Genomic DNA, 25505 nt, shown 5'->3' on the forward strand with positions numbered 1-25505 from the left:
TCATCACTCTACGTGATAGCGGACTCCGTCACCGGTGAGGCCTTGCCGCCACCCCGGTCGTGTGGTGCGATGCATGCCACGCGGACAAGTGAGCGGACAAGTGAACAGCTGCGGAGGCGGTTGCCATGGCCGATGTCCTCGACGTGCGGGCGGAGATCGACGAGCTGATCGCCGGCCGTACCATCTGCGACCAGCTCAGGACGGCGGCCGAGCGGCATCCCGGCGCTCCCGCCTATTCGGATCCGGGCGCCGGAGGCGGCTGGGTCACGCTCACCTACGCCGAGGCGCGGCTGCGGGTGCTGGAGATCGCCGCCGGGTTCGCCGCGCTCGGCCTGCGGCCCGGCGAGACGGTCGCGCTCATGATGGTCAACCGCAGCGAGCACGTGCTGGCCGACCTGGGCGCCGTGCACGCGGGCGGCGTCGGGTGCACGATCTACTCCACGTTCGCGCCCGGCCAGATCGCGTTCGCCGCCGCCGACGCCGGCGCGGCCTACGCCGTGCTGGGCGGCCCCGACGACCTCGCGCGCTGGCAGCCCGTGCTCGGCGAGCTGCCCGGCCTGCGGAAGGTCATCCTGCTGGAGGGCGCGCCGGCCGGCGACCGGTTCATGGCGTGGGACGACCTGCTCGCGCTCGGCCGCTCCGCGCTGTCCGCCGACCCGGAGGCCGCCGAGGCCCGCCTGCGCGCCGTCACCGCCGAGGACGTGGTGACCGTCCTCTACACCTCGGGCACCACCGGCACGCCCAAGGGCGTGCCGCTCACCCACCGCAACGTGCTGTACGAGGTCGCGGCCACCGACCGCATGGCCCGGCTGCCGGAGCGCGGCACCCAGGTCTCCTACCTGACGTACGCGCACATCGCCGAGCGGGTCCTCAGCCTCTACCTGCCGCTGGTGAAGGCGTCGCACGTGCACTTCTGCACCGACCTGGCCCAGCTCGGCGCCACGCTCGGGCAGGTGCGGCCGATGCTGTTCTTCGGCGTGCCCCGCGTGTGGGAGAAGATGATGGCCCGCCTGCTCGCCGTGCTCTCCGCCCAGCCCGAGGAGCGCCAGGAGGCGGTGCGGCGGGCCATGGCGGCGGGCCTCGCCTACGTCGAGGCGGGGCAGCACGGCCACACCGTCACCCCGGAGGTCCGCGCCGCCTACGAGCGCGCCGACGCGGAGCTGCTGGCCGGAGTGCGCGCGCTCATCGGGTTCGACCGCGCGGAGTGGACCGCCACCGGCGCCGCGCCGCTGCCCGCCGAGGTGCAGCGCTTCTACGCCGGTCTCGGCCTCAAGGTCATCGACGTGTACGGCATGACGGAGACGACCGGAGCGTTCACCGGCAACGGCCCCGGCTGCTACCGGCTCGGCACCGTCGGCCGGGCCGAGCCCGGCGTCGAGGTGCGCATCGCCGAGGACGGCGAGATCCTCACCCGCAGCCCCCTCAACACCCGCGGCTACCTCAACCGGCCCGACGGCACCGCCGCGCTCGTCGACGCCGGCGGCTGGCTGCACACCGGCGACATCGGCACGGTCGACGACGACGGCTTCTACCGCGTCGTGGACCGCAAGAAGGAGCTCATCATCACCTCCGGCGGCGAGAACATCTCGCCCGCCGCGATCGAGAACCACCTCAAGGAGCACCCCCTCGTCGGCCAGGCCCTGGCCTACGGCGACAACCGCCCCTACCCGGTCGCCCTCCTCACCCTCGACGCGGACATGGCGCCCGGCTGGGCCCGGGCCCGCGGCATCGAGGGCACCCTCGCCGAGCTGGCCGCCCACCCCGACGTGCTCAAGGAGGTCGAGACCGCCGTCGCCGCCGCCAACCAGCGGCTCGCCCGCGTCCAGCAGGTCAAGCGGTGGGCGCTGCTCGGCGCCGAATGGACGGCCGAGACCGAGGAGCTGACGCCCAGCCTGAAGCTGAAGCGGCGGGTCATCCACGCCAAGTACGCGGACCTGATCGAGGAGCTGTACTCCGGCTGACGAGTCTTTGCCCTCCAGGGCGTGTGTCGTGGTCACTGCCATGACCGGGCGCTTCCTACGGTCTGGATCATGACCAGAAGACTCGTTCTCGTCTCGCTCGCGGCGGGGGCCCTCACGGTGCCCGCGCCGGCGTCCTCCGCCGCCACGACCCTGCCCGGGGCCGCGAGTCCCGCCGGGGTCGCCTCCACCTCCACCTCCACCTCCACCTCCGCCTCCGGCCATGGGCTCGCCACCGCCGCGCGCGCCGCCCGTGTCCCGACCATCCGCGAGATCAACCTGCGGCCGGCGTCTCCCGTCGTCGGCGCCGGAGACTCCGTCCGCATGGTGATCGACGTCGTGGCCAAGGACGTCAAGGGAAGGAACGGGGTGAGCGTCAAGGTCGAGCCCGGCGCACCGCCCCAGTCGGCCCCCGGCTCTTCCGAGGGGACTTCCCCGGCCACGGGAGCCGTCGCCCCCGGCGAGCCCGCCGCCCAGGCGCCCCGCCCGGCCGCTCCGGCTCCCCGCCCCGCCGCTCCCGGCACGGGCAGGCCCGGATCAGCCGCCTCCGGACCCGGTACGCAGGACCGGACGCCGCCCGCCGGCTCACCCGCCGGCCCACCAGTCGTGGCGCCCGCGGTGGCCTTCGACGACCTGGGCGCGCCGATGCCGTCCGGTCACGCCATCCGGCCGGCGGGCCGTCCGCTGCTGCCCACGCGCGACCACCAGCCGGGCGTGGTGGTGTCCCACGACCACTCCTCGTCCGCGTCGCCCGGCACGGCCCGTGAGATCCACGGCGCGGCCCGCCTGGCGCCGCGCTCCCCGGAGCGCGACCACAAGCGGGGCTCCGCCGCGGGCCGGGACGCGGGGCGCGACAAGGGCGACGCGACGGTGTCCTGGCGCCCGACCTCGGGCTGGATGCGGTTCGACGGCGACTGGCAGACGTGGCGCTTCCTGCCGGACAAGGCGCTGAACCGCACCTATCCGGCCGGCACGTGGACGATCACCGCGACCGCCGTCGGCGCCGACGGGTCCACGGCGACGAAGTACACCACGTTCCAGCTGCGCCGCGAGACCAGGCTGGACGCCGTGCGCGTGGCATCCGCCCCGGACGGCTCGGCCGTGCGGTTCACCGGCTCGCTGACCCGCGTGGGACCGCGGGGCCTGGCCGACTACGCCCCGTTCGCCGCGCAGCCGGTCGACGTCCTCTGGCGGCCCGAGGGCAGTGACACGTGGGAGGAGGTGGCCGAGGCCACCACGGGGGAGACCGGCGCCTTCACCACGTCGGTGGCGGGCCGTACCGGCGGCTCCTGGCGCCTGCGCTACGAGGGGACCTCCCGCTACGCCCCGATCCTCTCGAAAATCCACCAAATAGCCGATTAGAACGATAAATGGCCCGAGAGAGGCATATTTCGGGCTATGAAATGAAGAGTCGTTGCATGATTGTGATCGGCGGATCGCAACTTTCCTTTACCTCGTCGCGTCAATCGCGATGACGCGCACCCGTCCGGGCGCGCGTTCCACACGGGGAAGGAAGTTCACCCAATGATGCGACGACTCGCCGCCGGCCTGGCGGCGGCCGCTCTGGGCGTCACCATGGTGGGGGCGGCCGCCGCCCCCGCGCTGGCGGACCCGGACGTCGACGGCGGCCACACCGCGCTCCGGTTCGACGCGGGCCCCGAGCCCGTCTGGCAGGGCAGGAGCCTCTCGCTGGACGGCAGGCTCTCGGTGGAGTGCGAGGAGGACTACATCAGCGGTTTCGTCTCCGTCCACCACGCCGACTACTGCAAGGAGTCGGAGTCGTGGCACCGGCTCGGCTGGAAGCGGATCGTGATCCTCTTCCGCCCGGACCGCGGCGGGGACTGGGAGCACGTCGAGACGGTCACGACCGGTCGTGACGGCTCCTTCCACACCAGGGTCCCGGCCTACACCTCGGGCACGTGGCGCGCGGTCTTCGAGGGCTCGCGCCGCCTCGACCCGGTCGAGGCCACGGACTGGGTCAAGGTCGTCGGCCACCGCCGCTGACCCGCCCGGCCCTTCGCGCGGCGCCGCCCGGCTCCCTCCTGGGGGCCGGGCGGTCGCCTTTCCGCCTGCCGGCCCTCGCCGGGGCCGGCCGGGGTGTCAGGTGAGCCGGCCCACGTGCGCCAGCGCCTGCTTGAGCAGGACTCCCTGGCCGCCCGTCATCTCCTGCTGCACCATCGGCGAGGCCGCCTCCTCCGGCGTGAACCACACCAGGTCCAGCGCGTCCTGGCGCGGCCGGCAGTCGCCCCGCACCGGCACGATGTAGGCCAGCGACACCGCGTGCTGGCGCGGGTCGTGGTACGGCGTGACGTCGGGGGAGGGGAAGTACTCCGCCACGGTGAACGGCGCGAGGGAGGCCGGCAGGCTGGGCAGGGCGACCGGTCCGAGGTCCTTCTCCAGGTGGCGCAGCAGCGCGTCGCGGACCCGCTCCTGGTAGAGCACCCGCCCGGAGACCAGGGCCCGGCTCACGTTGCCGTCGGGGGCGATGCGCAGCAGCAGTCCCACGTGGGTGACGATGCCCATGTCGTCCACCCGCACCGGCACCGCGTCGACGTACAGGATCGGCATCCGGCCGCGCAGCGACTCCAGCTCCTCGGGTGCGAGCCAGCCGGGCGTGGTTTCGGTCATTTCGGTCATCTGTAGATCGTACTGGGCTCCGTGCGCGAGGAGGGGGAGGCGGGCTCCCCGTCGAAGACGATGCCGCGGAGCAGGCCCGCCGCGCTCCGGTCGATCACCACCGCGCCCGCCGCGGGAGCGGCCGTCCCGGCCCTGACCCGCGCGAGCAGCGCCTCGCAGCGGCGGCGGTGGTAGGAGAACGTGCGCGCCCGCACGACCCGGGCGCGGGCCCGCTGGCCGGCCAGGGCCGCCTCGGGGCCGGCGTCGAGCAGCAGCAGGTGGAAGGCGGCGCCGCGGCGCCGGGCCATCCGGGCGAAGACGCGCAGCACCAGCGGCCCGCAGCCCCGGTTGTGCGCGATCACCGGCCCGCCGGCGGCGAGCGCGCGCCGGATCCGCAGGAGGTGGGTGGCGAAGACGACCGCGGTGCGCACCCGTCCGGGCGCCCGGCCGAGGGTGCCCGCCCAGCGCGCCTTCGACTGCGCGGAGTCGATGACCGTGACCCCGTCCACGACCACGGGCGCCGCCTCGGTGCCGTCCATCGCGTACAGGCGGCGCAGCATCGTGCTCTTGCCGGCCCCCGGCAGCCCGGTCAGGATCACCAGCGCCCCGGGCGGGTAGCGCAGCACCCGGTCTCCGGCGGCGTCCGGAAGGGGCCGGTCCGTCTGAGTGGTTTGTCCAGGCATATCGGGTACCTCCGCGTCCGTCCTGTCGCGCGGGGGGCACCCGCCTGCCTAGCGAACGAAGACGCGCCTGATGGGGTTCCGCCAGGGGTGACCGGTCGCACGGGAGCCCGCGTCGACGCAAAGGAGATCGCCTTTGGGCACGCGGTGCGGGACCGTTCCTGTTAGCGTTATCGCGAAAGGGGTGAGGCGCATGGCGACGGCTTCTGACGGGGGAGGGAGGCCGCGCAGCCGGCCCGCGGTGCTCGGGGACGTCGCCGCGCTCGCCGGCGTCTCCGCGATGACCGTCTCCCGGGTGCTCAACACGCCTCACCGCGTGCGCGCCGAGACCCGGGCGCGCGTGCTGGCGGCCGTGCGCGAGCTCGACTACTGGCCCAACTCCGCGGCCCGGCAGCTCGTCACCGGCCGCTCGGGCGTGCTGGGTGTGGTGAGCATCGACACCACCCTGTACGGCCCGGCCTCCACCCTGTACTGCATCGAGCAGACCGCCCGGCTCAGCGGCTACACCGTGAGCATCGCGAGCCTGAGCGCGCTCAACCGCCGCTCCATCGAGGAGGGCGTCCATCGGCTGCGCTCCCAGTCGGTCGACGGCGTCATCATCGTCGCCCCGCACGAGTCCGCCGCCGACGGCCTGCACCACCTGCCGCCCGACCTGCCGGTGGTCGCGGTCGACGCGGGCGAGGACATCCCGGTCCCGGTCGCCATGGTCGACCAGCGGGCCGGCGCGATCCGCGCCACCCGCCACCTGCTGAGCCTCGGCCACGAGACCGTCTGGCACGTGGGCGGCCCGGCCGACTGGATCGACGCCAGCGGCCGCATCGAGGGCTGGCGCGGCGTCCTGGAGGCCGAGGGCCGCTCCGTGCCCGAGCCGCTGCGCGGCGACTGGAGTCCCCGCTCGGGCCACCAGCTCGGTCGCCGGCTGGCCGCCGACCCGTCCGTGACGGCGGTGTTCGTCGGCAACGACCAGATGGCCCTGGGCGTGCTGCGCGCCATGCGCGAATCCGGGCGGCGGGTGCCGGAGGACGTCAGCGTGGTCGGCTTCGACGACATCCCCGAGTCGGCGTACTTCTGGCCGCCGCTGACCACCGTGCGGCAGGACTTCCGCGAGGTCGGCCGGCACGCCTTCCACCTTCTCCTCGACCGCATGGCGGGCGAGGAGAAGGGGGAGCGGCGCCGGCTGGTCGAGCCCGACCTGGTGGTGCGGGAGAGCACGGGCACCCCGCAGCGGGCCTGAGGGGCCGGGCCCGGGGCGGATTCAGCTCAGCCGGATCACGTTCCACGAGACCGGCGGCAGCAGCACCCGCAGGGGGTCGTGCTCGACGTCCGGGTTGGGACGGGGGGCGATCCGGCCGGGATCGTCGGCGGTGTTGCGGGCGTAGACGTCCGCGTCCGTCAGCGTGGTCGCCTCGGTGATCCGCACGCCGCCGAGCGCGCGGGCGTCGATCTCCAGGGACAGCGGTTCGTCGGTGGAGCGGTTGACGGCGAACACGGTGACGCCGCCGTCCTCGGCCCGGGTGGCCACGGCGTGCAGCAGCGGCACCTCGCCGTACTCGGCCGTCTCGTACGACGGGGAGACGGGCTCGACCCGCAGCACGTCGCCCGTGGCGTACCGGGAGGCCTGGGCGAAGGGGTGGAAGGTGGTCTGGCGCCAGGCCCGCCCACCCGGCTCGGTCATGATCGGCGCGATGACGTTGACGAGCTGGGCCAGGGAGGCGGCGGTCACCCGGTCGCTGTTGCGCAGCAGGGTGATGAGCAGCCCGCCGAAGGCGACGGCGTCGGCCAGGTGGTAGTGGTCCTCCAGCAGCGGCGGCGCCACCGGCCAGTCGCGCGGCGGCTCGGCGGCCTGGAAGCGCGACAGGTACCAGATGTTCCACTCGTCGAAGGAGATGTTGATCTTCTTGCGGGACTTGAGCTTCGCGCCGACGTGGTCGGCCGTGGCCACGACGGAGGAGATGAAGTACTCCATGTCGGTCGAGCAGGCCAGGAAGCTGCCGAGGTCGCCGTCCTTCTCCTCGTAGTAGGCGTGGCAGGAGACGTAGTCGACCAGGTCGTAGGTCTCCTCCAGCACCTGCGCCTCCCAGGCGCCGAACGTCGGCATGGAGGAGCCGGAGCTGCCGCAGGCCACCAGCTCCAGGCCGGGGTCGACCATGCGCATGGCGCGGGCGGTCTCGGCGGCCAGCCGGCCGTACTCGGGGGCGGTCTTGTGGCCGGTCTGCCAGAAGCCGTCCATCTCGTTGCCCAGGCACCACATGCGGATGTCGTGCGGCTCCTTGGCGCCGTTGGCGATCCGCTGGTCCGACAGGGCCGTGCCGGACGGGTGGTTGCAGTACTCCAGGAGGTCGAGGGCCTCGGCGACACCCCGCGTGCCCAGGTTGAGCGCCATCATCGGCTCGACCCCGGCCTTGCGGCACCAGCGGACGAACTCGTCCACGCCGACCTCGTTGGTCTCCGTGCTGTGCCAGGCCAGGTCCAGCCGGCGCGGCCGGCTCTCGCGCGGGCCGACGCCGTCCTCCCAGCGGTAGCCGGAGACGAAGTTGCCGCCCGGGTAGCGCACCGTGGACACGCCCAGCTCGCGGGTCAGGTCGAGGACGTCACGGCGGAAGCCGTCCTCGTCGGCGGAGGGGTGTCCGGGTTCGTAGACGCCGGTGTAGACGCACCGGCCCAGATGCTCGACGAACGTGCCGAACGTGCGCCGCCGCACGGGGGCCACTCGGAACGCCGGGTCGATGGTGAGGTGCGCCTCGCGGGCCCTGCGGTTGCTCACGTGCTCTCGCGCTCCTGTGGTGCAGGTGTGACTGGAATGCCCCGATTGTTAGCGTTATCACCCCCAACGTCAAGGTCTGTGCACTGATGGAAGCAAGGTCTTGACATGCGGATTGTGACCGCTAACACTCCTGAGGCATCGCTGTCCAGAGGAACGAGGCCCACCGTGGACAGACCATCCCTCACCCGCCGCAGCCTCCTGGGCGGTGGTCTCGCGCTGCTCGGCGCGGGCGCCGCCGGCTGTTCCCTTCCCGTCGGACTCGGCTCGGCCGGGACCCGCGTGCGTTACTGGCACTTCCTCGGTGCCAGCGACGGCATCATCATGAACAAGATGGTCCGCGGGTTCGCCAAGGACAACCCGGGCATCGCCGTCGAGGAGAACGTGCTCGCGTGGGGCGAGCCGTACTACACGAAGATCGCCATGGCCGGCGCCGGCGGCCGCTCGCCCGACCTGGCCACCTTCCACCTCGCCCGCCTGTCCGGCATCGGCGCCGGCCGCATCCTCGATCCGATCGACCCCGCCCTGCTCGCCGAGAACGGTCTCGAAGCCGCCGACTTCAGCCCGCCCATCTGGGAGCGCGCGCACGTGGGCGGCGAGCTGTACGCCGTCCCGTTCGACGCCCACCCCATGGTGCTGTACTACAACACCGAGATCTGCGAGCGGGCCGGCCTGCTCGCCCCCGACGGCAGGCTGCGGCCCACCGACGGGCCCGAGGAGCTGCTCGCCGCGCTGCGCAAGGCCAAGGGCGTGCTCGGCGGCCGGCCGCCGCTCGTCTTCGACGCCCTCGGCCTCGGCACCGTCGGCCCCTGGCGCCTGTGGTGGTCGCTCTACTCGCAGACCGGCGGCACCCTGCTGTCGGAGGACGGCTCGCGCGTCACCCTCGACGACGCCAAGGCGCTCGACGCGCTGCGCCTCATGCGCACCCTCGGCGAGGAGGGGCTGTGCGACCCGCGCACCGACTACGGCGCCTCCGTGGCCGCCTTCACCAACGGCCAGGCGCCCTTCCTGTGGAACGGCGACTGGGAGACCACCGGCCTGAAGCAGCGCGGCACCCCGTTCAGCATGGCCCGCTTCCCCAGCGTCTTCGGCACGGGAGCGGCCCAGGCCGACTGCCACGCGTTCGTGCTGCCGCACCAGCGCGAGCGCGACCCGGAGATCGAGCGGGCCACCTACCGCTTCATCGCCTACCTGGTGAAGAACAGCGCCGACTGGGCCGTCGCCGGGCACGTCCCCGCCTACCTGCCCACGCTGGAGGAGCCGGAGTACCTCGCGCTGCACCCCCAGTCGGAGTACCGCTCCGTCATCACGGAGGTCGCGCTCGACCCGAGGGCGTGGTTCGCCGGATCCGCGTCGCGGCTCTGGCTCGACTTCGGCGAGGCGTTCTCCCCGGTCGTCAGCGGCGCCCGCACCCCCGAGCAGGGGCTCGCCCAGGCCAAGCAGGCGCTTCGCCGGCTCATGGCCGCGCCCAACCCCTTCCCCGCAGAGGAGCGATGATGACCACCACCGTCGCCGTCCCCGCCGCCCCGGCCGCCGCGCCCGCCGAGCACGCCCGGGCGCGCCGCCGCTGGACCCAGCACGGGATGCTGTTCATCGCGCCGTTCCTGGCGGTCTACCTGGCCTTCCTCGTCTGGCCCCTGCTGCAGGGCCTGCGGATGAGCCTGTCGAGCGTCAACATCGCCGGCACCAACGACCGCTTCGTCGGCCTGGCCAACTACGCCGAGGCGTTCGCCGACCCCCGCATGTGGCGCTCCCTGTGGAACACCCTCGTGTTCACCGTGCTCAGCACGGTCCCGCTCGTGCTGCTCGGCCTCGCCCTCGCCCTGCTGGTCCACCAGCTGCGCTTCATGCAGTGGCTGTGGCGGCTGTCGTTCTTCGGCCCGTTCCTGCTGCCGTCGGCCGTGGTCTCGCTGCTCTGGCTGCAGATGATCTACCCGCCCGAGTACGGACTGCTCAACGGAAGCCTCGGCACCGACGTGCTGTGGCTGGGCGACCCGTCCACGGCGATGTGGTCGATGGTGCTGACCACGGTGTGGTGGACGGTCGGCTTCAACTTCCTGCTCTACCTCGCCGCGCTCCAGTCGATCCCGCGCCACCTGTACGAGGCCGCCGCGATCGACGGGGCGTCCTCCTGGCACCGGCTGCGCTCCATCACGCTGCCCCTGCTCGGCCGCACGACCGGCGTCGTCGTCGTGCTCCAGCTCCTCGCCTCGTTGAAGGTCTTCGACCAGATCTACCTGATGACCGGCGGCGGCCCCGAGGACTCCACCCGGCCGATCATCGAGTACGCCTACGACGCCGGGTTCACCGGCTACCGCATCGGCTACGCCTCGGCCGTGTCCTACATCCTGTTCGCGATCATCGTCGTGGTCTCCCTGGCGCAGCTCCGGCTGTTCCGCAAGAGCGAGGAGCCGTCATGACCAAGAGGTTCGGCTGGGGCCGGCTCGTGCTGCTGGCCGCCGCCCTCGTGCTCGCCGCCGCCTGGCTCGCGCCCGTCGCCTGGGCCGTGGCCACCTCGCTCAAGCCCGAGAGCGAGACGACCAAGCTGCCGCTGGAGTGGGTCGGCAGCCGCATCACCTTCGACGCCTACAGCCTCGTGCTCGGCACCGGCGGCATCGTGAAGTGGGCGGTCAACTCGGTGGTCACCGCCGTGATCGTGACCGCCATGACCGTGCTGTTCTCGGCCATGGCCGCCTACGGCTTCGCCCGGACCAGCTTCCGCGGGCAGCGGGCGCTGCTGGCTCTCATCCTGGCCGGGATCATGGTGCCGCCCCAGGTGCTCATCGCGCCGCTGTTCGCCGAGATGGTGTCGCTGGGGCTCGTCGACACCTGGTGGGCCGTCATCCTGCCGCAGGTGGCCGCGCCGCTGATCGTCTACATCCTCTACAAGTTCTTCCAGGACGTGCCGCCGGAGCTGGAGCAGGCGGCCTTCGTGGACGGGGCGGGGCGCTGGCGGGTGTTCTTCACCATCGTGCTGCCGCTGTCGCGGCCGGTGCTCGCCGCCGTGTCGATCTTCACGTTCATCACGACGTGGAACAACTTCCTCTGGCCGTTCATCGTCTCCACCGACCCGAACACGATGACCCTGCCGGTGGGCCTGGCCAACGTCGTGCAGGGCACGTTCGGCCTGCGCTACGCCCAGATCATGGCGTCCGTCGTGCTCGCGGGGCTGCCGCTGCTGGTGGTGTTCGTGCTGTTCCAGAGGCAGATCGTGCGAGGCGTCGCGCACACCGGCCTGGCCGGCCAGTGACCGGAGCCGGCGACGCCGGCGCGGCGTGACGGGAAGCCCCCACGTCCGCCGGCTTGCCGGAGACCGTCCGGGCGGCCCCGGGGGTACGCCCGGACGGTCACGGGGTGCTCGCGGGTGACGGGCTCGTCGGGGCGCCCGGTGAACCCGGCGCCGCCGGTGACGCCGGGCCGGCGGGGGTGGAGGGGCCGGGGGTCGAGGGGCCGGTGGGGGTCGAGGGGCCGCCGGGGTTGAGCGTGGCGAACAGGCCGTTCCTCGCCTCGACCGGCACGATGAGCCGCAGGCTGCCCCGCCCCGAGTCGAAGCTGAACGTCATCGGGACCGAGCCCGTGTCGGCCACGCCCGTCACCGTGCCGATCGGCCGGTCGGTCCCCACGATCCCGCGCGCGGGCACCACCACCGGGGCCGTCAGCTGGGCCTGCCCGCCCTTCTGCAGCGTCACCTGTGCCAGGCGCACCGGCTCGGCTCGGTCGTTGACGAGCACGGCGTACAGCGGCAGCCCGGCCGGCGGCGTGGCCGGCCGGGCCCCCGGTCGACCGCCGAGGAGGAACGCGTTGCGGACGTGGACCCCCTTGCCGCTGGCGTTGGCTCCCTCGTTCTGGGGGGTGAAGATGCGGGTGACGTCCTCGGAGTTGTACGTCAGGCCGCTGCATCCCGCGGTCGCGAGCGTCAGCGCGACGGCGGAGACGGCGACGGTACGGCGCATGTCGAACTCTCTCTCCCCCGGTATCCGATGGTTCTTCCGCTACCCAGCGTCACCAGGTCGAACCCCACGATCCTCCCGCCAGTCATCGGATGGATGAGGCATGGGCACGTGAGTCAGGCCCTTGACCCCGGTCAACGTCGATGTAATCATCGGATCTCTGATCCGCGAGTCTCCGCCACAGCTCGACGAAAGAGCCGCCGTCATGGGACTTCCTCCGCAGCCCCGTACCCAGGTGAGACCCGCTCGGCGCGCCTCCCGCGCCGCGCTCGTCCTCGCCCTGATCGCCGCCCTCACCACCCTCGTCATCGCCCGCCCCGCCGCCGCCGAGGTCGAGCACCCCCGCCAGCAGTGGTTACGCGACTCCACCGCCGGACTGTTCCTGCACTGGGGCATGTTCACCGCCCCCCGCCACCTCGACTGCGCCCAGTGGGAGCGCGACGTCACGGACGGCGGCTGGAGCGCCGGCTACTGGGTCGACGAGGCACGCAAGCTCGGCGCCTCGTACATCGTGCTCGCCACCTTCCACAGCCGCCTGGGCTACGCCCGCCCATGGCCGTCGGAGATCCCCGGAAGCTGCTCCACGCGGCGTGACCTCCTCGGCGAGCTGGTCGCCGCCGGCAAGGCGAAGAACGTCCGCGTCCTGCTCTACATGACCGACGACCCGCAGTGGCACAGCGAGCAGGGCGTGCAGACCCTCGACTCGGCCGCCTACTCCGCCTACAAGGGCCGGCAGGTGGACCTCACCACCCGGCCCGGGTTCGGCATGTTCAGCTACGACCTGTTCTTCGAGGTCATGCGGAACTACCCCGACCTCGCCGGGTTCTGGATCGACAACGACAACGAGTACTGGGAGCAGAACCACCTCTACGAGCAGATCCGCGAGAAGCGCCCGTCCTGGTTGCTGAGCAACAACAACGAGGACACGCCGATCATGGACACGGTCAGCAACGAGCAGAAGACCGGCATGACCCCGGCCTACGACTACCCGCAGGCCGCCTTCACCCCCATGCCCCGCCTGACCGAGGCCGACTACAAGCTGCCCACCACCGGCGACTGGTGGTACGACGGCCGCGACCACCCCGTGGACGTCCGCCTCAGCACCGGCCGCTACATCACCAACGCCGGCTCCTCCATGAAGTCCCTCATGGCCGAGACGCCGATGGTCAACGGCCGCTTCCCGCCGCAGCAGGAGGCGTTCAACGCGTTCATGGCAGGCTGGGTGCCGCCCATCCGGGCCTCGCTGGAGCGGACCGAGGGCGGCGGCTACCTGTACGGCGGTCTGCAGCCCGGCTTCTGGAACGACGGCGCGCACGGCGTCGTCACCGTCGCCCGCGGTTCGGGCACCCAGTACGTCCACGTGGTGACCAGGCCGCGTACGGACTTCGTCCGCCTGCGCGACAACGGCCACCTCGTCACCGGCGTCCGCGACCTGCGGACCGGCGAGCGCATGCGCTTCCACCAGTCCGGCGGCCACCTGACGATCCTCGGCATCACCAGGTGGGACGACTACGACACGGTCTTCGAGGTCGAGACCAAGGGCCGCCCGTTCGTGTACGACTCGTCCGCGTTCACGGCCACCGCCACCTCCTCCCGCGCCGGCCACCCCGCCTCCGCGCTCGTGGACGGCGGCTTCCAGGACTACTGGGACAGCGACGCCCGGCTCCCCGTGTCGGTGACGCTCGATCTGGGCAGGCGCCGCCCCGTCGCCTACCTGGCCGTCAACCAGCGGGAGATGTCGCCCACGTATGCCCGCGAGTCGTTCGGCCGGCCCGAGGACTCCGCCCGGATCAAGGACTACCGCGTCTACGTCAGCGACGACGGCAAGCGGTGGGGTGAGCCCGTGCGCGCCGCCGCCCTGCGCAGCGCCCGCGGCGTCCAGTTCATCGACCTCGGCCCGCGCACCACCCGCCACGTCAAGCTGGAGATCCTCAGCACGTGGAGCGGCCCCCAGGCGCCCCACTTCCACCGGCAGCTCCAGATCGACGAGATCGGGGTCGGCTTCGGCCATCCCCTCTCCCTGAGCGCGCCGCCGCCGCTGGAGGCCGAGCGCGCGAGCCGGGACGGCGCGGCCCGCGTCGCCGTCTGCCCCGCCTGCTCCGGGCTCGCCCAGGTCACCGGCCTCGGAGGAGGTGACCGCGACGCGGTGACGTTCCGCGACGTCACCGCCGCCGCGGCGGGCACGTACCGGCTGCAGATCGACCACACCGCCGCCACGCCCGCGCCGCTGTCGGTGAGCGTCAACGGCGCCGCGCCGGTCCAGGTGACGGTCCCCGGCGACAACGCCGGCGTCGTGGCGAGCACGGCCCTGGCCGTGCCGCTGAACGCCGGCGCCAACACGATCCGCCTGTCCAGCGCCGCCGCCAAGGGCCCCGGCGTGGACCGAATCGCCGTGGGGCCGATGCCGCCCGCGTCGGAGGCGCCCCGGACGACGCTGACCGTCTCACCCTCGGGCATCCAGTGGACCGGCCCCGGCCGGCAGTCGATCAAGGTGACGGCGACGCTGCGGCTGGATACCGACGAGTCCGTCGACGAGGTGACGCTGGCGCCCGCGGTGCCCGCCGGCTGGACCCTGGAGGGCGCCGCGGCCACGGCCGCGTCCATGCGGCTCGGCCAGACCCTGGAAGGCTCCTGGACCGTCACCTCCCCGGCCGGCCAGGACGCCGGACAGGCCGACATCCCGGTCACCGCGTCGTTCCGGAGCCTGGGCCGGCCCGCCGGGACGAGCAAGCAGGTCCGCGTCCGGCCGCGTCCCGCCGACCGGGTGTTCATGCGCGAGGCCGAGGACTCGCGCAACCGGATCGGCGACGCCGGGATCACCGGCTGCACCCCGTGCTCGGGCGGGCAGAAGGTGCGCAACCTCGGCGGCTCCCCGGACGCGTACGTGCTGTTCGAGGACGTCACCGTCGACCAGGCCAAGGAGTACACGCTGTACCTCGACTTCACCGTCAACGGCGAGCGCTCCTACCACGTGGCCGTCAACGGCGGCGCGCCGGTCGAGGCGAAGGTCAGCGGCGTGGGCAACAACACCCCCTACGTCACGTCCGTGCCCGTCGCGCTGAAGGCCGGCGCCAACACCATCAAGGTCTACAACGACACGGCGGCCGCCCCGGACCTGGACCGCGTGTCCCTGGGCTAGCGCCGCCACGCCACCCGGCGGGGCCGCGCCGAGCGGTCCCGCCGCCCTGAAGGACCCTAGGGAGCACCATGCGCACGACCCTTCCCCGGTGAGCCGCCGGGCGCTGATCGGCGCCGCCGCGGGCGCCCTGGCGGTGCCGTCCTTACCCTTGGCCGCGCCGGCCCGCACCGAGCAGGCCCGCGAGCAGGCCCGCGCCGAGCAGACCGGCGCCGAGCAGGCCGGTCCCGCCCGCGCGCGACCGCAGGACGCCTCCGCCGCGCTCCTGGAGCAGTGGGCGCAGGCGGAGGGAGCCCACCCCCTGGTCCCCGACGTCGCCCGCGCCGGCCACCGGCTGGGCGCCCGGCCGCCGCGTCCCCGCGTCGTCGTCAAGGTCACCGACTTCGGCGCCCGGGCCGACGGGGTCACCGACTGCGCCGCCGCCGGCACCGCCTCCCGCGGCCAGCGCACCCTCTCCGTCTCCGGCACCGGACGGCTCAAGGCCGGCGACCTGGTCCTTCTCGAATGCGACAACCCGCCCGACGCCACCCTCCTCGCCCACCTCGCCGGCGACGTCCCCGGCACCCGCGCCTACGACTGGCCCGCCAGGGCGCCCCAGCTCGTCACCGGCTCCGGCGGCCAGTATGTCCAGTACGCCACCCTCCAGTGGCCGGTCCGCGTCGAAGCGGTCCTCGGCGACCGCCTCGTCCGGCTCGCCCAGCCCCTCAGGTACGACCTGCGCCCCGGCTGGCCCGCCCGGCTGCGCGCGCTCGGCCCCACCGTCCACGACAGCGGCGTCGAAGACCTCACCATCCGCAACGAGCCCGTCCCCATGACCGCCCACGACAAGCACCCCGGCTCCAACGGCGTGTGCTTCCAGGCCGTCCACGACTGCTGGGCCAGGAACGTCCGCGTCGAGAACTGCGACCTCGGCTTCGGCTTCACCGGCGCCAAGTCCGTCACCCTCACCGGCGTCGCCGTCGGCGGCCGCTCGGCCCACCACAGCTTCGCCTGCCGCATGCAGGCGCACGACAACCTGGTGGAGGACTTCGAGATCGAGGCGTTCACCGTGCCCGTCCCCGCCGGGGCCGTGCACCACGGTCTCAACCTGGAGGGCCTGTCGTCCGGCAACGTCTGGCGGCGCGGCACCATGGCCGAGGGCACGTTCGACACCCACCGGGCGCTGCCGTTCGAGAACGTCCGGACCGACGTCACACTCGTCAACAACGGCCGCGTCGGCGGCTCGGCCGCCTCGGGGCCGCTGTTCGGCGCCCGCATCGCCCACTGGAACGTCCGCGTCACCGGCGGCGACCCGTACGCGGTCACGATCGCCGACGTCGCGCCCCGCAGCGTCACGGTCGGCGTCCGGGGCGTCACCGGCACCGTGAGCGGGCTGGTCCCGGACTTCGCCGGCGACCTGGAGAGCCTGCTCGCCGGGCACGGCGAGCGGCCCCAGGTCGCCGACCTGTACGCCGCCCAGCGCGCGCACCTGCGGCTGTGAGGCTCAGCCCTTGTAGTTGAACACCTGGCTGAGCGTGTGCCGCACCTCCACCAGGTCCCGCTGGTCGGCCATGACCTGGTCGATCGGCTTGTACGCCTCCGGGTGCTCGTCCACCAGGGCGGCCGCCCGGTCCGCGTTCCAGGTGCGGCCGCGCATCGCCTCGGCCAGCGAGCCGGCCGTCAGCCGCTTCCTGGCCTTGCTGCGCGACATCCGCCGCCCCGCGCCGTGCGAGCACGAGTCGTACGAGGCGGGGTTGCCGCGCCCGCGCACGATGTACGACCGCGTGCCCATCGACCCCGGGATCACGCCCTCGTCACCGGTGGCGGCCTTGATGGCGCCCTTCCGGGTGATCCACAGCTCCTTGCCGCCGTGGCTCTCCAACTGGGTGAAATTGTGGTGGCAGTTGATGACACGGACGCGCGATCCCTTGCCGACGACCCGGAACAGGGCGTCCACCAGCACCCGGTCCATCCGGGCGCGCGAGGCCATGGCGTAGCTCTGCGCCCACAGCATGTCCTCGACGTACGCCTCGAACTCCGGGGTGCCCTGGGTGAAGTAGGCCAGGTCGGGATCCTCCAGGCCCATGGCCTGGCGCCGCATCAGGCCCTTGGCGCCGACGATGTGCTGGGTGGCGAGCTGGTTGCCGATGCCGCGCGAGCCCGAGTGCAGCACCGTCCACACCCGCTCCCGCTCGTCCAGGCACACCTCGACGAAGTGGTTGCCCGACCCGAGGGTGCCGAACTGCACCGCCACCGTCTTCTCCTGCTTGGCCGTCAGATCGGTGTGCGGCAGCCCGAGGGCGCTCAGCGTGCGGTCCACGGACGGGTCGTCGTGGCCCTTGCCGACGCCGGCGGGGATGCGCCGCTCCACGAGCGGCATGAGCGCGTCGAGGCTGTCGGGCAGGTCGGCCGCGGTGAGGGTCGTCTCGGTGGCGACCATGCCGCAGCCGATGTCGACGCCCACGGCGGCCGGGATGATCGCGCCCTCGGTGGGGATGACCGAGCCGACCGTGGCGCCGATGCCGACGTGCGCGTCCGGCATCAGCGCGACGTGGCCGGCGACGAACGGCAGGCGTGCGGTGCGCGCGGCCTGCGTGATCGCGGCGTCGTCGATCTCGCTGGCCCACGAGAGCACGTTGGGTGCGGGCTGGTTCGGCATGTCCGAGGTCTCCTTTACTCGTCCGTGCCCCAGTGTGCCGCGATCATGACGAGAACCCCACTCCTTTTCCCGGCGCCCGCTCCGGGCCGGTCGGAGGGCCGAACAGCGGCAGGCACGCCTCCAGCCCGTCGATCCGGTGGCCGGGCGGCGTGCTCCACTCCCCGCGGTCCAGCCGCAGCCGCTGCTGCAGGGCCAGCTCGCCGCGGCGGCTGTGACGGACGAGACCGTCGTCCCGGTAGCCGAGCCGTCGCGAGACGCGCAGCGACGCGTGGTTGTCGAGGTACGCCTCCGACACGGCGCTCTCGGCCCCGAGCCCGTCGAACGCCAGATGCAGCGCGGCGCGGCGCATCTCGGTGCCGATCCCCAGGCCCTGGAAGCGCCGCCCGAGCCACGAGCCCGTCCGCACCTCCCGCGTGACCGCGAAGTCCACGGCCTCCACCTCCTGCACGCCCACCACCCGTCCCTCGAAGACGGTGACCAGCGGGCAGCTCCAGGCGGCGGGCGTCCAGCCGGCCCACTGCCGGAAGTGGTACTGCACGGTGCTGCGGGCGCGCTCCTCCGGTTCGGCGTCCGACCAGGGGTGGAGGAACGGCATGACCGCGGGGTCGTGGATGCCCTCGGCGGCCCGTCCGGCCAGCTCGTCCAGGTCGGCCAGCGAGGGCAGCCTGAGCTCCAGCCGGGGCGTCGTGATCGTCAGGGAGAAGAGCGGCCAGTGATACATGGTCCGGATGATGGCATCCCGTCCGGCATGCCCGGTACTCGATTTCCGGGGGGTGATGCCGGGGGGAATCGCGTGTGGTGTGCGGCTGTTGTCATGGGATACGGCACCATGTGACCAGCCGGGTTGGGGCTACGGCGGGGCCGGGCCGTAGGCTTGCCGTCCGGTGATCTGACAGGAGGTGACGCCCATGTTGCGGGACTCGTTCGGACGGGTGGCGACGGATCTGCGGGTGTCCCTCACGGACAAGTGCAACCTTCGCTGTACGTACTGCATGCCGCCCGAAGGGCTCGACTGGCTGCCCAACGCCCAGCTCCTGACCGCCGACGAGATCGTCCGGCTGGTCACGATCGGCGTCGAGCGGCTCGGCGTCACCGAGGTCCGCTACACCGGCGGGGAGCCGCTGCTGCGCCGCGAGCTGGTGGAGATCGTCGCCCGCACCACCGCGCTGAGCCCCCGGCCGCAGGTCTCCCTGACCACCAACGGCATCGGCCTGTCCAGGCTCGCCCGGCCGCTGGCGGAGTCCGGGCTCGACCGGGTCAACGTCTCGCTCGACACCCTCGACCGCGACACGTTCAAGCGGCTGGCGCACCGCGACCGGTTCACCGACGTGGTCGAGGGGATGGCCGCCGCCCACGACGCCGGCCTGCGCCCGGTCAAGGTCAACACCGTGCTCATGCGCGACGTCAACGACCACGAGGCCGTGCCGCTGCTGCGCTTCTGCCTCGACCAGGGGTACGAGCTGCGCTTCATCGAGCAGATGCCGCTCGACGCCCAGCACGGCTGGAGCCGCGAGGGCATGGTGACCGCCGACGAGATCCTCGACCGGCTCTCGGCCGCGTTCGACCTCACCCCCGACGACCTGGAGGAGCGCGGCAGCGCCCCGGCCGAGCGGTTCCTCGTGGACGGCGGGCCGGCCCGGGTGGGCGTGATCGGCTCGGTGACGCGGCCGTTCTGCGGCGCCTGCGACCGCGTCCGGCTCACCGCCGACGGCCAGGTGCGCAACTGCCTGTTCGCCACCGAGGAGTCCGACCTCAAGACGCCGATGAGGGACGGCGCCACGGACGAGGAGCTGGCCGCGCGCTGGACCGCCGCCGTGGCCCGCAAGCGCGCGGGACACGGCATCGACGACCCGTCGTTCCTGCAGCCGTCCCGCCCGATGTCGGCGATCGGCGGCTGAGGCTCAGTTCTCGGTCAGCGCCAGCTTCACCCCGAGCGCCAGGAACGCGCCGGCGAACACCCGGCGCATCCACGCCATCACCCGGGGACGTGAGATCACCTGACCCCGGATGGCCGCGGCGAACCATCCGTACCCGCAGAACACCACGAACGTCGCCAGCATGAACACCCCGCTCAGCTCCAGCATGCGCGCGAACGCCGCAGGCTCGTCCACGCTCACGAACTGCGGCAGGAACGCGAAGAAGAAGATCGACAGCTTGGGGTTGAGGATGTTCACCAGCACGCCGGAGGCGATCACCCGGCTTGCCGGGCGCGGGGCCGTCTCCGGCTCGACGCTGAGCGCCCCGCGCTCGCGCAGGGTCAGGACGGCCATGTAGAGCAGGTACGCCACGCCGAGGTACTTCAGCACCTGGAACGCCAGGGCGCTCGCGTGCAGGACGGCGGCCAGGCCGGTGATGGCGGCGGCCATGTGCGGCACGATGCCCAGGGTGCACCCGAGGGCGGCCACCATGCCGGCACGCCCGCCCCGGGCCAGGCCGGCGGCCATCGTGTAGAGCACACCGGTGCCGGGCGTGACGACGATGACGAGGGTGGTGAGGAGGAACTCGGTACTCATCGCGCCATCGGACCACTCCTGTCCCTTCTATGTCAATCGTTGTTGCCATAGAGGATGGCGGGCTCCCCGCGATTGCGGAGCAGCGGGCGGCGGGGCGCGGACGCCAGGCGCGGCGTCGCCGGACGCCCGGCGGGGTATCGGGACCGGGCGCGGACCGAGGTGCGTACGGTGAAGGCATGAGCGGTGGGTACGACGTGGTGGTGCTGGCCGGGGGAGAGGCGCGGCGGCTCGGCGGCGCCGACAAGCCCGGGCTCGTCGTGGGCGGGCGGACGCTGCTGGAGCGGGTCGTCGCCGCCGTTCCCGGGGCAGGACGGGTGGTGGTCGTCGGGCCCGAACGGGAGCTGCCCGGCGTGGTCTTCACCCGGGAGGACCCTCCGGGCGGCGGCCCGGTGCCCGCGCTCCGTGCCGGGCTGCGCGAGGTCACGGCGCCCAGGGTGGTCCTGCTGGCCGCCGACCTCCCGTTCCTGACCCCGGCCCACATCGCCACCCTCCTGTCCGCCATGCCCGCCACCCCCGATTGCCCCGCCGAGATCGTCGGCGGCCCTCCCGCGGCCGCCGACGTCCACCCCGCGCAGGCGCGAGACCCGTCCCTGGCACCCGGAGCGGCGGCGGCCCGGCCCACCGGTGCCCCGGAGCCCCCGGACGCGTACGAGGGCCGTGGGTGCGCCCCGGGCGACGGCGGCGAGGAGGCGGCACGGCCGGCCGGGGTGGTGGCGGTCGACGGTGACGGGCGCGAGCAGTGGCTGCTGGGCGGGTGGGAGGCCGCGCCGCTGCGGGCGGCGCTCGGCCGGTACGGCGGGCGGTCCCTGCGCGGCCTGCTGGCCCCCCTCGTCGCGGCCCGCGTGGCGCTGCCCGAGCGGGCCTGGTTCGACTGCGACACAATGGACGACCTGGACGAAGCCCGCCTCGGTGACACGACCCGTGTCCCCTTCCCGACGACAGGAGGAGGCGCGACGCCCACTGTGTGACGGCCGTGACGCGGCAGGACGTGCCGCGAGGCCGTGGCGTGCGGGGGCGTCCGCGCCGCACAACCGTATGAACGTGCTGAACGAGTGGACCGCGCTGGCCTGCAAGGAGCTGGGCGTCGACCCGGCCCGCGTCGACCGCGACCTGATCCTGGAGCTGACCAAGGAGGTGGCGCACGGCGTGGCCCGGCCTGCCGCCCCGCTGACCGCCTACCTGCTCGGCCTGGCAGAGGGCGCCGGCACCGCGCCCGAGGACGCCGTCGCCCGCCTCACCGCCCTGGCGCGCGACTGGGGACAGGCCACGCCCCAGACGCTGACTGGCGACTGACACTCCAACGAACTCTTCATGTCAAGCGCTGCGCGAACCTGAAAGTTTCCTGGCAATTATGGACGCGACGGAGCGAAAACGATTTCGGGAAAGGGGCCCTATCACACGGGTGGCGTCGTCGCCGGACTGATCATCTACGGCGCGGATTTCCCCGGGAAAGGGCGACGCCGGGTGGTTACGGGGGCAAACCACCCGGCGTCGCTTCATCGGCGTTCCGACGGGGGCCCGGAACGCCGGCACCAGCACTCCGACGGGGGACCGGAGTGCTGGCTAAAGCGTACACCTACAACCCATGGGATGCGTCAAGACTTAGTCACGACCCGATCTCGCGTCGGTGCCTCGGTATCTCGCTTTGGTTAGCTTCCGGTGTCTGAAAGGTGGGAGGAGGGACATCCATCCCCCTCTCATTGGCTCCGATTACGGCTATGTATGGCAAAAAGACTGCGCCCGCGATGAACAGCAGCCTGTACGGCCACGGCACGGGCACCACGACGGCCAGGATCAGGCAGATCGTCCGGATGCCCATCTTGATCAGGTAGCTCACCTCGCGGCGCTGGATGTCCGCGCTCAGCGAGGGTCTGGCGTCCGTCACCTGATGAACGTCGTTCTTCCTGCGCCAGATCCTCATATGTCCCACCGTAGACCTCGGAGGGGCGCCGGGCGACGGCTGCCCGGCCCTGGAAGACGGGTCATGCGATCATGGCTTTCGAGTAAGGAGGATGTGGAGATGACGGACCGAACGTACCGGGTCACCGAGATAGTCGGGACCTCGGCCGAAAGCGTCGACGAGGCCATCCGCAACGGCATCCGGCGCGCCTCGCAGACGCTGCGTCACCTCGACTGGTTCGAGGTGACGGAGGTGCGCGGGCACATCGAAGGGGGAGAGGTCGCCCACTACCAGGTGGGCATGAAGGTGGGCTTCCGGCTGGAGGACACCTGACGTCGCACGGGCGACGTCGCACGGCGACGGCCGCGCCCGCCGGGGGAGGCGGGCGCGGGCCGGCGGGTCAGCTCGCCTGGCTGACCGTCGACATGTTGAAGTCGGGCACCCGCAAGGCCGGCATGACCGCCCGGGTCCAGTAGTCGTTCCACTCCCGGGGCAGCGTCTGCCCGCTCGATCCCACCTCCGACACGCGGCCGAGCAGGTCCACCGGGCTCTCGTTGAACCGGAAGTTGTTCACCTCGCCCACGACCTCGCCGTCCTCGACGAGGTAGACGCCGTCACGGGTCAGCCCCGTCACGAGCAGCGACTGCGGGTCCACCTCGCGGATGTACCACAGGCAGGTCAGCAGCAGGCCGCGCCGCGTGGAGGCGATCATCTCCTCCAGCGACCGGCCGCCCTCGCCACCGGTCATGATCAGGTTGCCGATCGACGGCGTCACCGGCATGTCGCTGAGCTGCGCGGAGTAGCGGGTCTGCGGCAGCGCCTCCAGCCGCCCGTCCCGCAGCCACGCGGTGGGCTCCAGCGGCAGGCCGTTGTCGAACACCGACGCCTCGCGGCTCGGCCCGTGCGCCACCACGAACGGCGCGCACTCCAGCCCCGGCGCCGACGGGTCGCCCGCCAGCGTGATCGGCAGCTCGGCCAGCCGCTCGCCCACCCGGGTGCCGCCGCCCGGCCTGGAGAACACCGAGCGGCCGTCGAGCGCGTCCCTGGCGCCCGCCGACCAGTACATGTAGATCATGAGGTCGGACACGGCGCTCGGCGGCAGCAGCGTCTCGTAACGGCCCGCCGGCAGGTCGATCCGGTTCTTGGCCCATTCGAGCCGCCGGGCCAGCGACGAGTCGAGCCCCGTCACGTCCACGTCGGAGAAGTCGCGCGTCGCCACGCCCGTCCACGCCGACCGCTTCAGGTCGGCCGACTTGGCGTTCAGCTCCAGCCGGCCCGACGGCTGGTCGTGGCGCAGCCGCAGCCCCGCCGACGTGCCCAGGAACGTCGTCGTACGGGAGTGCTCGGCGAAGCCGTACAGCTTCCTGCCGCCCGACTCGGCGGCGGCGAACGCCTCGCCCAGCGCCGGCGCGAACCCCTCGAACACCCCGATGTCCGTGGGCGCCACCGGCTCACCCCACGACGGGCTGGCCGGCACCCCCTCGACCAGCGGCCGGGCGTCCTCGGCCGGCCGGGCCTCGCGCGCCGCCCGGTCGGCCGCCGCCACCACGTCGGCGAGCTGGCCGGGCCGTACGGCGGCGCGGGACACCACGCCGACGCCCTCGCCCACGACGGAGATCACGGTCAGCCGCGACGAGTGGGCGACGCCGTTGGTGGTGAGGGTGTTGCCCGCGAAGCGCAGGTTGGCGGTGGAGCTCTCGTCGGCGAGCACCATGCAGCCGTCGGCCCCCGACAGCTCCAGGGCCCGCTCCACCATGTCCTGCGGCGAACCGCCGGTGATGCGCTCGCTCACTTCTTGCCACCCTCCTGCACGGTGTTGAGGATCCGCACGCCCCGGAACAGCGCCGAGGGGCATCCGTGGCTGACCGGGGCGACCTGCCCCGGCTGGCCCTTGCCGCAGTTGAAGGCGCCGCCGAGCACGTACGTCCCCGGCCCGCCCACCGCCTCCATGGACTGCCAGAAGTCGGTCGTCGTCGCCTGGTAGGCGAAGTCGCGCACCTGCCCGGCCAGCCGGCCGCCGACGATGCGGTAGGCCCGCTGCCCGGTGAACTGGAAGTTGTAGCGCTGCATGTCGATCGACCAGCTCTTGTCGCCCACGATGTAGAGGCCGTGCTCCACGCCCGCGATCAGCTCCTCCGTGGACGGTCCGTCCGGGGCCGGGGCGAGCGAGACGTTCGCCATGCGCTGGATCGGCATGTGGCCGGGCGAGTCGGCGAAGGCGCAGCCGTTGGAGCGGCCGAACCCCTTCATCAGCGCCATCCGCCGGTCGAGCTGGTAGCCGACCAGGATCCCGTCGCGCACGATGTCGAACGACTGCCCCTGCACGCCCTCGTCGTCGTAGCCGACCGTGGCCAGGCCGTGCTCGACCGTGCGGTCGCCGGTCACGTTCATGACCGGCGACCCGTACACCAGCTCCCCGAGCTGGTCGAACGTGGCGAAGCTGGTGCCCGCGTAGGCCGCCTCGTAGCCGAGCGCCCGGTCCAGCTCCGTGGCGTGGCCGATCGACTCGTGGATCGTCAGCCACAGGTTGGACGGGTCGATCACCAGGTCGTGCTCGCCCGCCTCGACCGACGGCGCGGCCAGCTTCTCCGCCAGCAGCTCGGGAAGCTGCGCCAGCTCGGCCGCCCAGTCCCAGCCGGTGCCGGTCAGGTACTCGTAGCCCCGGCCGACCGGCGGCGCGATCGTCGACATGTCGTCGAAGCCGCCGCCCGCGGCCTTCATCGCGTTGAGGACGGGATGCAGGCGCACCCGCTGCTGCGTGGTGACCGTGCCGGCCGAGTCGGCGTAGAACTTCTGCTCCTTGACCTGGAGCAGCCGGGCCGAGACGTGGTCGGCCCCCTTCAGCAGCTCCGCCGACCAGTCGGCCAGCAGCGCGACCTTGTCGGCCGACGGCACCGTGAACGGGTCCACCTCGTACGAGGAGACCCACGTCACCTCGCGGTGGGCGGGCTCGGGCGCCAGCTCGATCGGCTCCCTGTTGATCGGCGCGCTCACCTCCGCCACGCGCACCGCCTGCTCGGCCACCGCCGCGGCCGCCTCCGGGGTGAGGAGGATGCCGGAGGCGAAGCCCCACGTGCCGCCCTTGACGACACGCACGGCGTAGCCCAGGTCGTCGGCGTCCATCGCGCCTTCGAGCCGGGCGTCGTAGAGGCTCATTGACTCGGCCCTGACGCGTTCGAGCCGGAAGTCGGCGTGCTCGGCACCCAGGTCGCGGGCGCGTTGCAGGGCGGCGTCCGCCAGCTGCCGCAGCGGCAGCTCCAGGAAATCGGGGTCCATCTGGCGCATGTCCACGATCCTAACCCTGTGATCTTGTCTGCCCCGGACAAGCGCATACCAGCCGGTAGGAGATAGCG

At 72.7% G+C, this 25505-nt stretch carries 23 protein-coding genes; 13 read left to right on the top strand and 10 right to left on the bottom strand.

Annotated features, from left to right (window positions below):
• Positions 1-125 precede the first annotated feature (125 nt).
• The 3 genes from ABZS51_RS15895 to ABZS51_RS15905 all read left to right on the top strand — a co-directional run bounded on the left by ABZS51_RS15895 (position 126) and on the right by ABZS51_RS15905 (position 3962).
• The gene (locus tag ABZS51_RS15895; protein ID WP_355440868.1) at positions 126-1961 is read left to right on the top strand and encodes a long-chain fatty acid--CoA ligase; all 1836 of its coding nucleotides are present in this window, start codon (positions 126-128) and stop codon (positions 1959-1961) included.
• Positions 1962-2030: 69 nt separating this feature from the next.
• Positions 2031-3320 (top strand): hypothetical protein, encoded by a 1290-nt coding sequence (locus tag ABZS51_RS15900; RefSeq protein ID WP_355440871.1) that lies wholly within the window; start codon positions 2031-2033, stop codon positions 3318-3320.
• A 162-nt stretch (positions 3321-3482) separates the two neighbouring features.
• A complete protein-coding gene (locus tag ABZS51_RS15905; RefSeq protein WP_355440874.1) occupies positions 3483-3962 on the top strand; it encodes a hypothetical protein in 480 nt (159 codons plus the stop codon).
• Positions 3963-4058: 96 nt separating this feature from the next.
• Here ABZS51_RS15905 and ABZS51_RS15910 read toward each other — a convergent pair whose 3' ends face one another.
• Both ABZS51_RS15910 and ABZS51_RS15915 read right to left on the bottom strand, forming a co-directional pair.
• On the bottom strand, positions 4059-4595 hold the full coding sequence (locus ABZS51_RS15910; RefSeq protein WP_310708981.1) for an NUDIX hydrolase family protein: 537 nt from the start codon (positions 4593-4595) through the stop codon (positions 4059-4061).
• Positions 4592-5257 (bottom strand): AAA family ATPase, encoded by a 666-nt coding sequence (locus ABZS51_RS15915; RefSeq protein ID WP_355440877.1) that lies wholly within the window; start codon positions 5255-5257, stop codon positions 4592-4594. Before ABZS51_RS15915 ends, ABZS51_RS15910 begins: the two co-directional genes overlap by 4 nt.
• A 190-nt stretch (positions 5258-5447) precedes the next feature.
• Here ABZS51_RS15915 and ABZS51_RS15920 point away from each other — a divergent pair, with 190 nt between their 5' ends.
• Entirely contained in the window at positions 5448-6488 is a 1041-nt protein-coding gene (locus tag ABZS51_RS15920) for a LacI family DNA-binding transcriptional regulator (RefSeq protein ID WP_355440880.1), read from the top strand.
• Positions 6489-6509: 21 nt separating this feature from the next.
• On the opposite strand, the gene ABZS51_RS15925 is transcribed toward ABZS51_RS15920, so the two are convergent.
• Positions 6510-8018 carry an alpha-N-arabinofuranosidase gene (locus tag ABZS51_RS15925; protein ID WP_355440883.1) on the bottom strand — a complete coding sequence of 503 codons (1509 nt, stop codon included), beginning with the start codon at positions 8016-8018 and terminating at the stop codon, positions 6510-6512.
• 165 nt (positions 8019-8183) lie between these two features.
• On the opposite strand from ABZS51_RS15925, the gene ABZS51_RS15930 reads away from it, so the two are divergent.
• The 3 genes from ABZS51_RS15930 to ABZS51_RS15940 are packed head-to-tail and all read left to right on the top strand — an operon-like array spanning position 8184 to position 11265.
• Entirely contained in the window at positions 8184-9512 is a 1329-nt protein-coding gene (locus tag ABZS51_RS15930) for an extracellular solute-binding protein (protein WP_355440886.1), read from the top strand.
• Positions 9512-10435, top strand: a complete 924-nt coding sequence (locus ABZS51_RS15935) for a sugar ABC transporter permease (protein ID WP_355440889.1) — start codon at positions 9512-9514, stop codon at positions 10433-10435. Before ABZS51_RS15930 ends, ABZS51_RS15935 begins: the two co-directional genes overlap by 1 nt.
• Positions 10432-11265, top strand: a complete 834-nt coding sequence (locus tag ABZS51_RS15940) for a carbohydrate ABC transporter permease (protein WP_355440892.1) — start codon at positions 10432-10434, stop codon at positions 11263-11265. Before ABZS51_RS15935 ends, ABZS51_RS15940 begins: the two co-directional genes overlap by 4 nt.
• A gap of 97 nt (positions 11266-11362) precedes the next feature.
• Here ABZS51_RS15940 and ABZS51_RS15945 read toward each other — a convergent pair whose 3' ends face one another.
• Entirely contained in the window at positions 11363-11968 is a 606-nt protein-coding gene (locus tag ABZS51_RS15945) for a hypothetical protein (protein WP_355440896.1), read from the bottom strand.
• 232 nt (positions 11969-12200) lie between these two features.
• Here ABZS51_RS15945 and ABZS51_RS15950 point away from each other — a divergent pair, with 232 nt between their 5' ends.
• Both ABZS51_RS15950 and ABZS51_RS15955 read left to right on the top strand, forming a co-directional pair.
• Complete coding sequence (locus ABZS51_RS15950) at positions 12201-15104, top strand: CBM35 domain-containing protein (protein WP_355440899.1); 2904 nt, start codon at positions 12201-12203, stop codon at positions 15102-15104.
• An 88-nt stretch (positions 15105-15192) separates the two neighbouring features.
• Positions 15193-16581 (top strand): hypothetical protein, encoded by a 1389-nt coding sequence (locus ABZS51_RS15955; protein WP_355440902.1) that lies wholly within the window; start codon positions 15193-15195, stop codon positions 16579-16581.
• 3 nt (positions 16582-16584) lie between these two features.
• Here the strand turns inward: ABZS51_RS15955 and ABZS51_RS15960 are convergent, their stop codons facing one another.
• A complete protein-coding gene (locus ABZS51_RS15960; RefSeq protein ID WP_355440905.1) occupies positions 16585-17739 on the bottom strand; it encodes an RtcB family protein in 1155 nt (384 codons plus the stop codon).
• 43 nt (positions 17740-17782) lie between these two features.
• On the bottom strand, positions 17783-18460 hold the full coding sequence (locus ABZS51_RS15965) for a GNAT family N-acetyltransferase (RefSeq protein WP_355440908.1): 678 nt from the start codon (positions 18458-18460) through the stop codon (positions 17783-17785).
• A 187-nt stretch (positions 18461-18647) separates the two neighbouring features.
• Between ABZS51_RS15965 and moaA the strand changes: the two genes are divergently transcribed.
• Entirely contained in the window at positions 18648-19637 is a 990-nt protein-coding gene (gene moaA / locus ABZS51_RS15970; protein WP_355440911.1) for a GTP 3',8-cyclase MoaA, read from the top strand.
• Positions 19638-19640: 3 nt separating this feature from the next.
• Here moaA and ABZS51_RS15975 read toward each other — a convergent pair whose 3' ends face one another.
• Positions 19641-20252: a LysE family translocator gene (locus tag ABZS51_RS15975; protein WP_310708996.1), complete on the bottom strand. Its 612-nt coding sequence runs from the start codon at positions 20250-20252 to the stop codon at positions 19641-19643.
• A 176-nt stretch (positions 20253-20428) separates the two neighbouring features.
• Here ABZS51_RS15975 and ABZS51_RS15980 point away from each other — a divergent pair, with 176 nt between their 5' ends.
• Both ABZS51_RS15980 and ABZS51_RS15985 read left to right on the top strand, forming a co-directional pair.
• On the top strand, positions 20429-21220 hold the full coding sequence (locus tag ABZS51_RS15980) for an NTP transferase domain-containing protein (protein WP_355440914.1): 792 nt from the start codon (positions 20429-20431) through the stop codon (positions 21218-21220).
• Positions 21221-21287: 67 nt separating this feature from the next.
• Complete coding sequence (locus tag ABZS51_RS15985; protein WP_310708998.1) at positions 21288-21545, top strand: DUF6457 domain-containing protein; 258 nt, start codon at positions 21288-21290, stop codon at positions 21543-21545.
• A gap of 313 nt (positions 21546-21858) precedes the next feature.
• On the opposite strand, the gene ABZS51_RS15990 is transcribed toward ABZS51_RS15985, so the two are convergent.
• Positions 21859-22173, bottom strand: a complete 315-nt coding sequence (locus ABZS51_RS15990; protein WP_310708999.1) for a DUF3099 domain-containing protein — start codon at positions 22171-22173, stop codon at positions 21859-21861.
• Between the two features lie 99 nt (positions 22174-22272).
• On the opposite strand from ABZS51_RS15990, the gene ABZS51_RS15995 reads away from it, so the two are divergent.
• On the top strand, positions 22273-22485 hold the full coding sequence (locus tag ABZS51_RS15995; protein WP_310709000.1) for a dodecin: 213 nt from the start codon (positions 22273-22275) through the stop codon (positions 22483-22485).
• A 67-nt stretch (positions 22486-22552) separates the two neighbouring features.
• Here ABZS51_RS15995 and ABZS51_RS16000 read toward each other — a convergent pair whose 3' ends face one another.
• Both ABZS51_RS16000 and ABZS51_RS16005 read right to left on the bottom strand, forming a co-directional pair.
• Positions 22553-23908: a metallopeptidase TldD-related protein gene (locus ABZS51_RS16000; protein WP_355440984.1), complete on the bottom strand. Its 1356-nt coding sequence runs from the start codon at positions 23906-23908 to the stop codon at positions 22553-22555.
• A gap of 32 nt (positions 23909-23940) precedes the next feature.
• Positions 23941-25437, bottom strand: a complete 1497-nt coding sequence (locus ABZS51_RS16005; protein WP_310709001.1) for a TldD/PmbA family protein — start codon at positions 25435-25437, stop codon at positions 23941-23943.
• Between the last annotated feature and the right edge of the window lie 68 nt (positions 25438-25505).

Origin of the sequence: Nonomuraea sp. NPDC005501 (genome assembly GCF_040605905.1) — a bacterium.
In the GTDB taxonomy this organism is placed as follows: domain Bacteria; phylum Actinomycetota; class Actinomycetes; order Streptosporangiales; family Streptosporangiaceae; genus Nonomuraea.

Bases quoted from the DNA above. Each gene is read 5' to 3' on its own strand.
- ABZS51_RS15895 (WP_355440868.1), top strand. From the start codon at position 126: ATGGCCGATGTCCTCGACGTGCGGGCGGAGATCGACGAGCTGATCGCC.
- ABZS51_RS15900 (WP_355440871.1), top strand. From the start codon at position 2,031: ATGACCAGAAGACTCGTTCTCGTCTCGCTCGCGGCGGGGGCCCTCACG.
- ABZS51_RS15905 (WP_355440874.1), top strand. From the start codon at position 3,483: ATGATGCGACGACTCGCCGCCGGCCTGGCGGCGGCCGCTCTGGGCGTC.
- ABZS51_RS15910 (WP_310708981.1), bottom strand. From the start codon at position 4,595: ATGACCGAAATGACCGAAACCACGCCCGGCTGGCTCGCACCCGAGGAG.
- ABZS51_RS15915 (WP_355440877.1), bottom strand. From the start codon at position 5,257: ATGCCTGGACAAACCACTCAGACGGACCGGCCCCTTCCGGACGCCGCC.
- ABZS51_RS15920 (WP_355440880.1), top strand. From the start codon at position 5,448: ATGGCGACGGCTTCTGACGGGGGAGGGAGGCCGCGCAGCCGGCCCGCG.
- ABZS51_RS15935 (WP_355440889.1), top strand. From the start codon at position 9,512: ATGACCACCACCGTCGCCGTCCCCGCCGCCCCGGCCGCCGCGCCCGCC.
- ABZS51_RS15940 (WP_355440892.1), top strand. From the start codon at position 10,432: ATGACCAAGAGGTTCGGCTGGGGCCGGCTCGTGCTGCTGGCCGCCGCC.
- ABZS51_RS15945 (WP_355440896.1), bottom strand. From the start codon at position 11,968: ATGCGCCGTACCGTCGCCGTCTCCGCCGTCGCGCTGACGCTCGCGACC.
- ABZS51_RS15960 (WP_355440905.1), bottom strand. From the start codon at position 17,739: ATGCCGAACCAGCCCGCACCCAACGTGCTCTCGTGGGCCAGCGAGATC.
- ABZS51_RS15965 (WP_355440908.1), bottom strand. From the start codon at position 18,460: ATGTATCACTGGCCGCTCTTCTCCCTGACGATCACGACGCCCCGGCTG.
- moaA (WP_355440911.1), top strand. From the start codon at position 18,648: ATGTTGCGGGACTCGTTCGGACGGGTGGCGACGGATCTGCGGGTGTCC.
- ABZS51_RS15975 (WP_310708996.1), bottom strand. From the start codon at position 20,252: ATGAGTACCGAGTTCCTCCTCACCACCCTCGTCATCGTCGTCACGCCC.
- ABZS51_RS15980 (WP_355440914.1), top strand. From the start codon at position 20,429: ATGAGCGGTGGGTACGACGTGGTGGTGCTGGCCGGGGGAGAGGCGCGG.
- ABZS51_RS15985 (WP_310708998.1), top strand. From the start codon at position 21,288: ATGAACGTGCTGAACGAGTGGACCGCGCTGGCCTGCAAGGAGCTGGGC.
- ABZS51_RS15990 (WP_310708999.1), bottom strand. From the start codon at position 22,173: ATGAGGATCTGGCGCAGGAAGAACGACGTTCATCAGGTGACGGACGCC.
- ABZS51_RS15995 (WP_310709000.1), top strand. From the start codon at position 22,273: ATGACGGACCGAACGTACCGGGTCACCGAGATAGTCGGGACCTCGGCC.
- ABZS51_RS16000 (WP_355440984.1), bottom strand. From the start codon at position 23,908: ATGGTGGAGCGGGCCCTGGAGCTGTCGGGGGCCGACGGCTGCATGGTG.
- ABZS51_RS16005 (WP_310709001.1), bottom strand. From the start codon at position 25,437: ATGCGCCAGATGGACCCCGATTTCCTGGAGCTGCCGCTGCGGCAGCTG.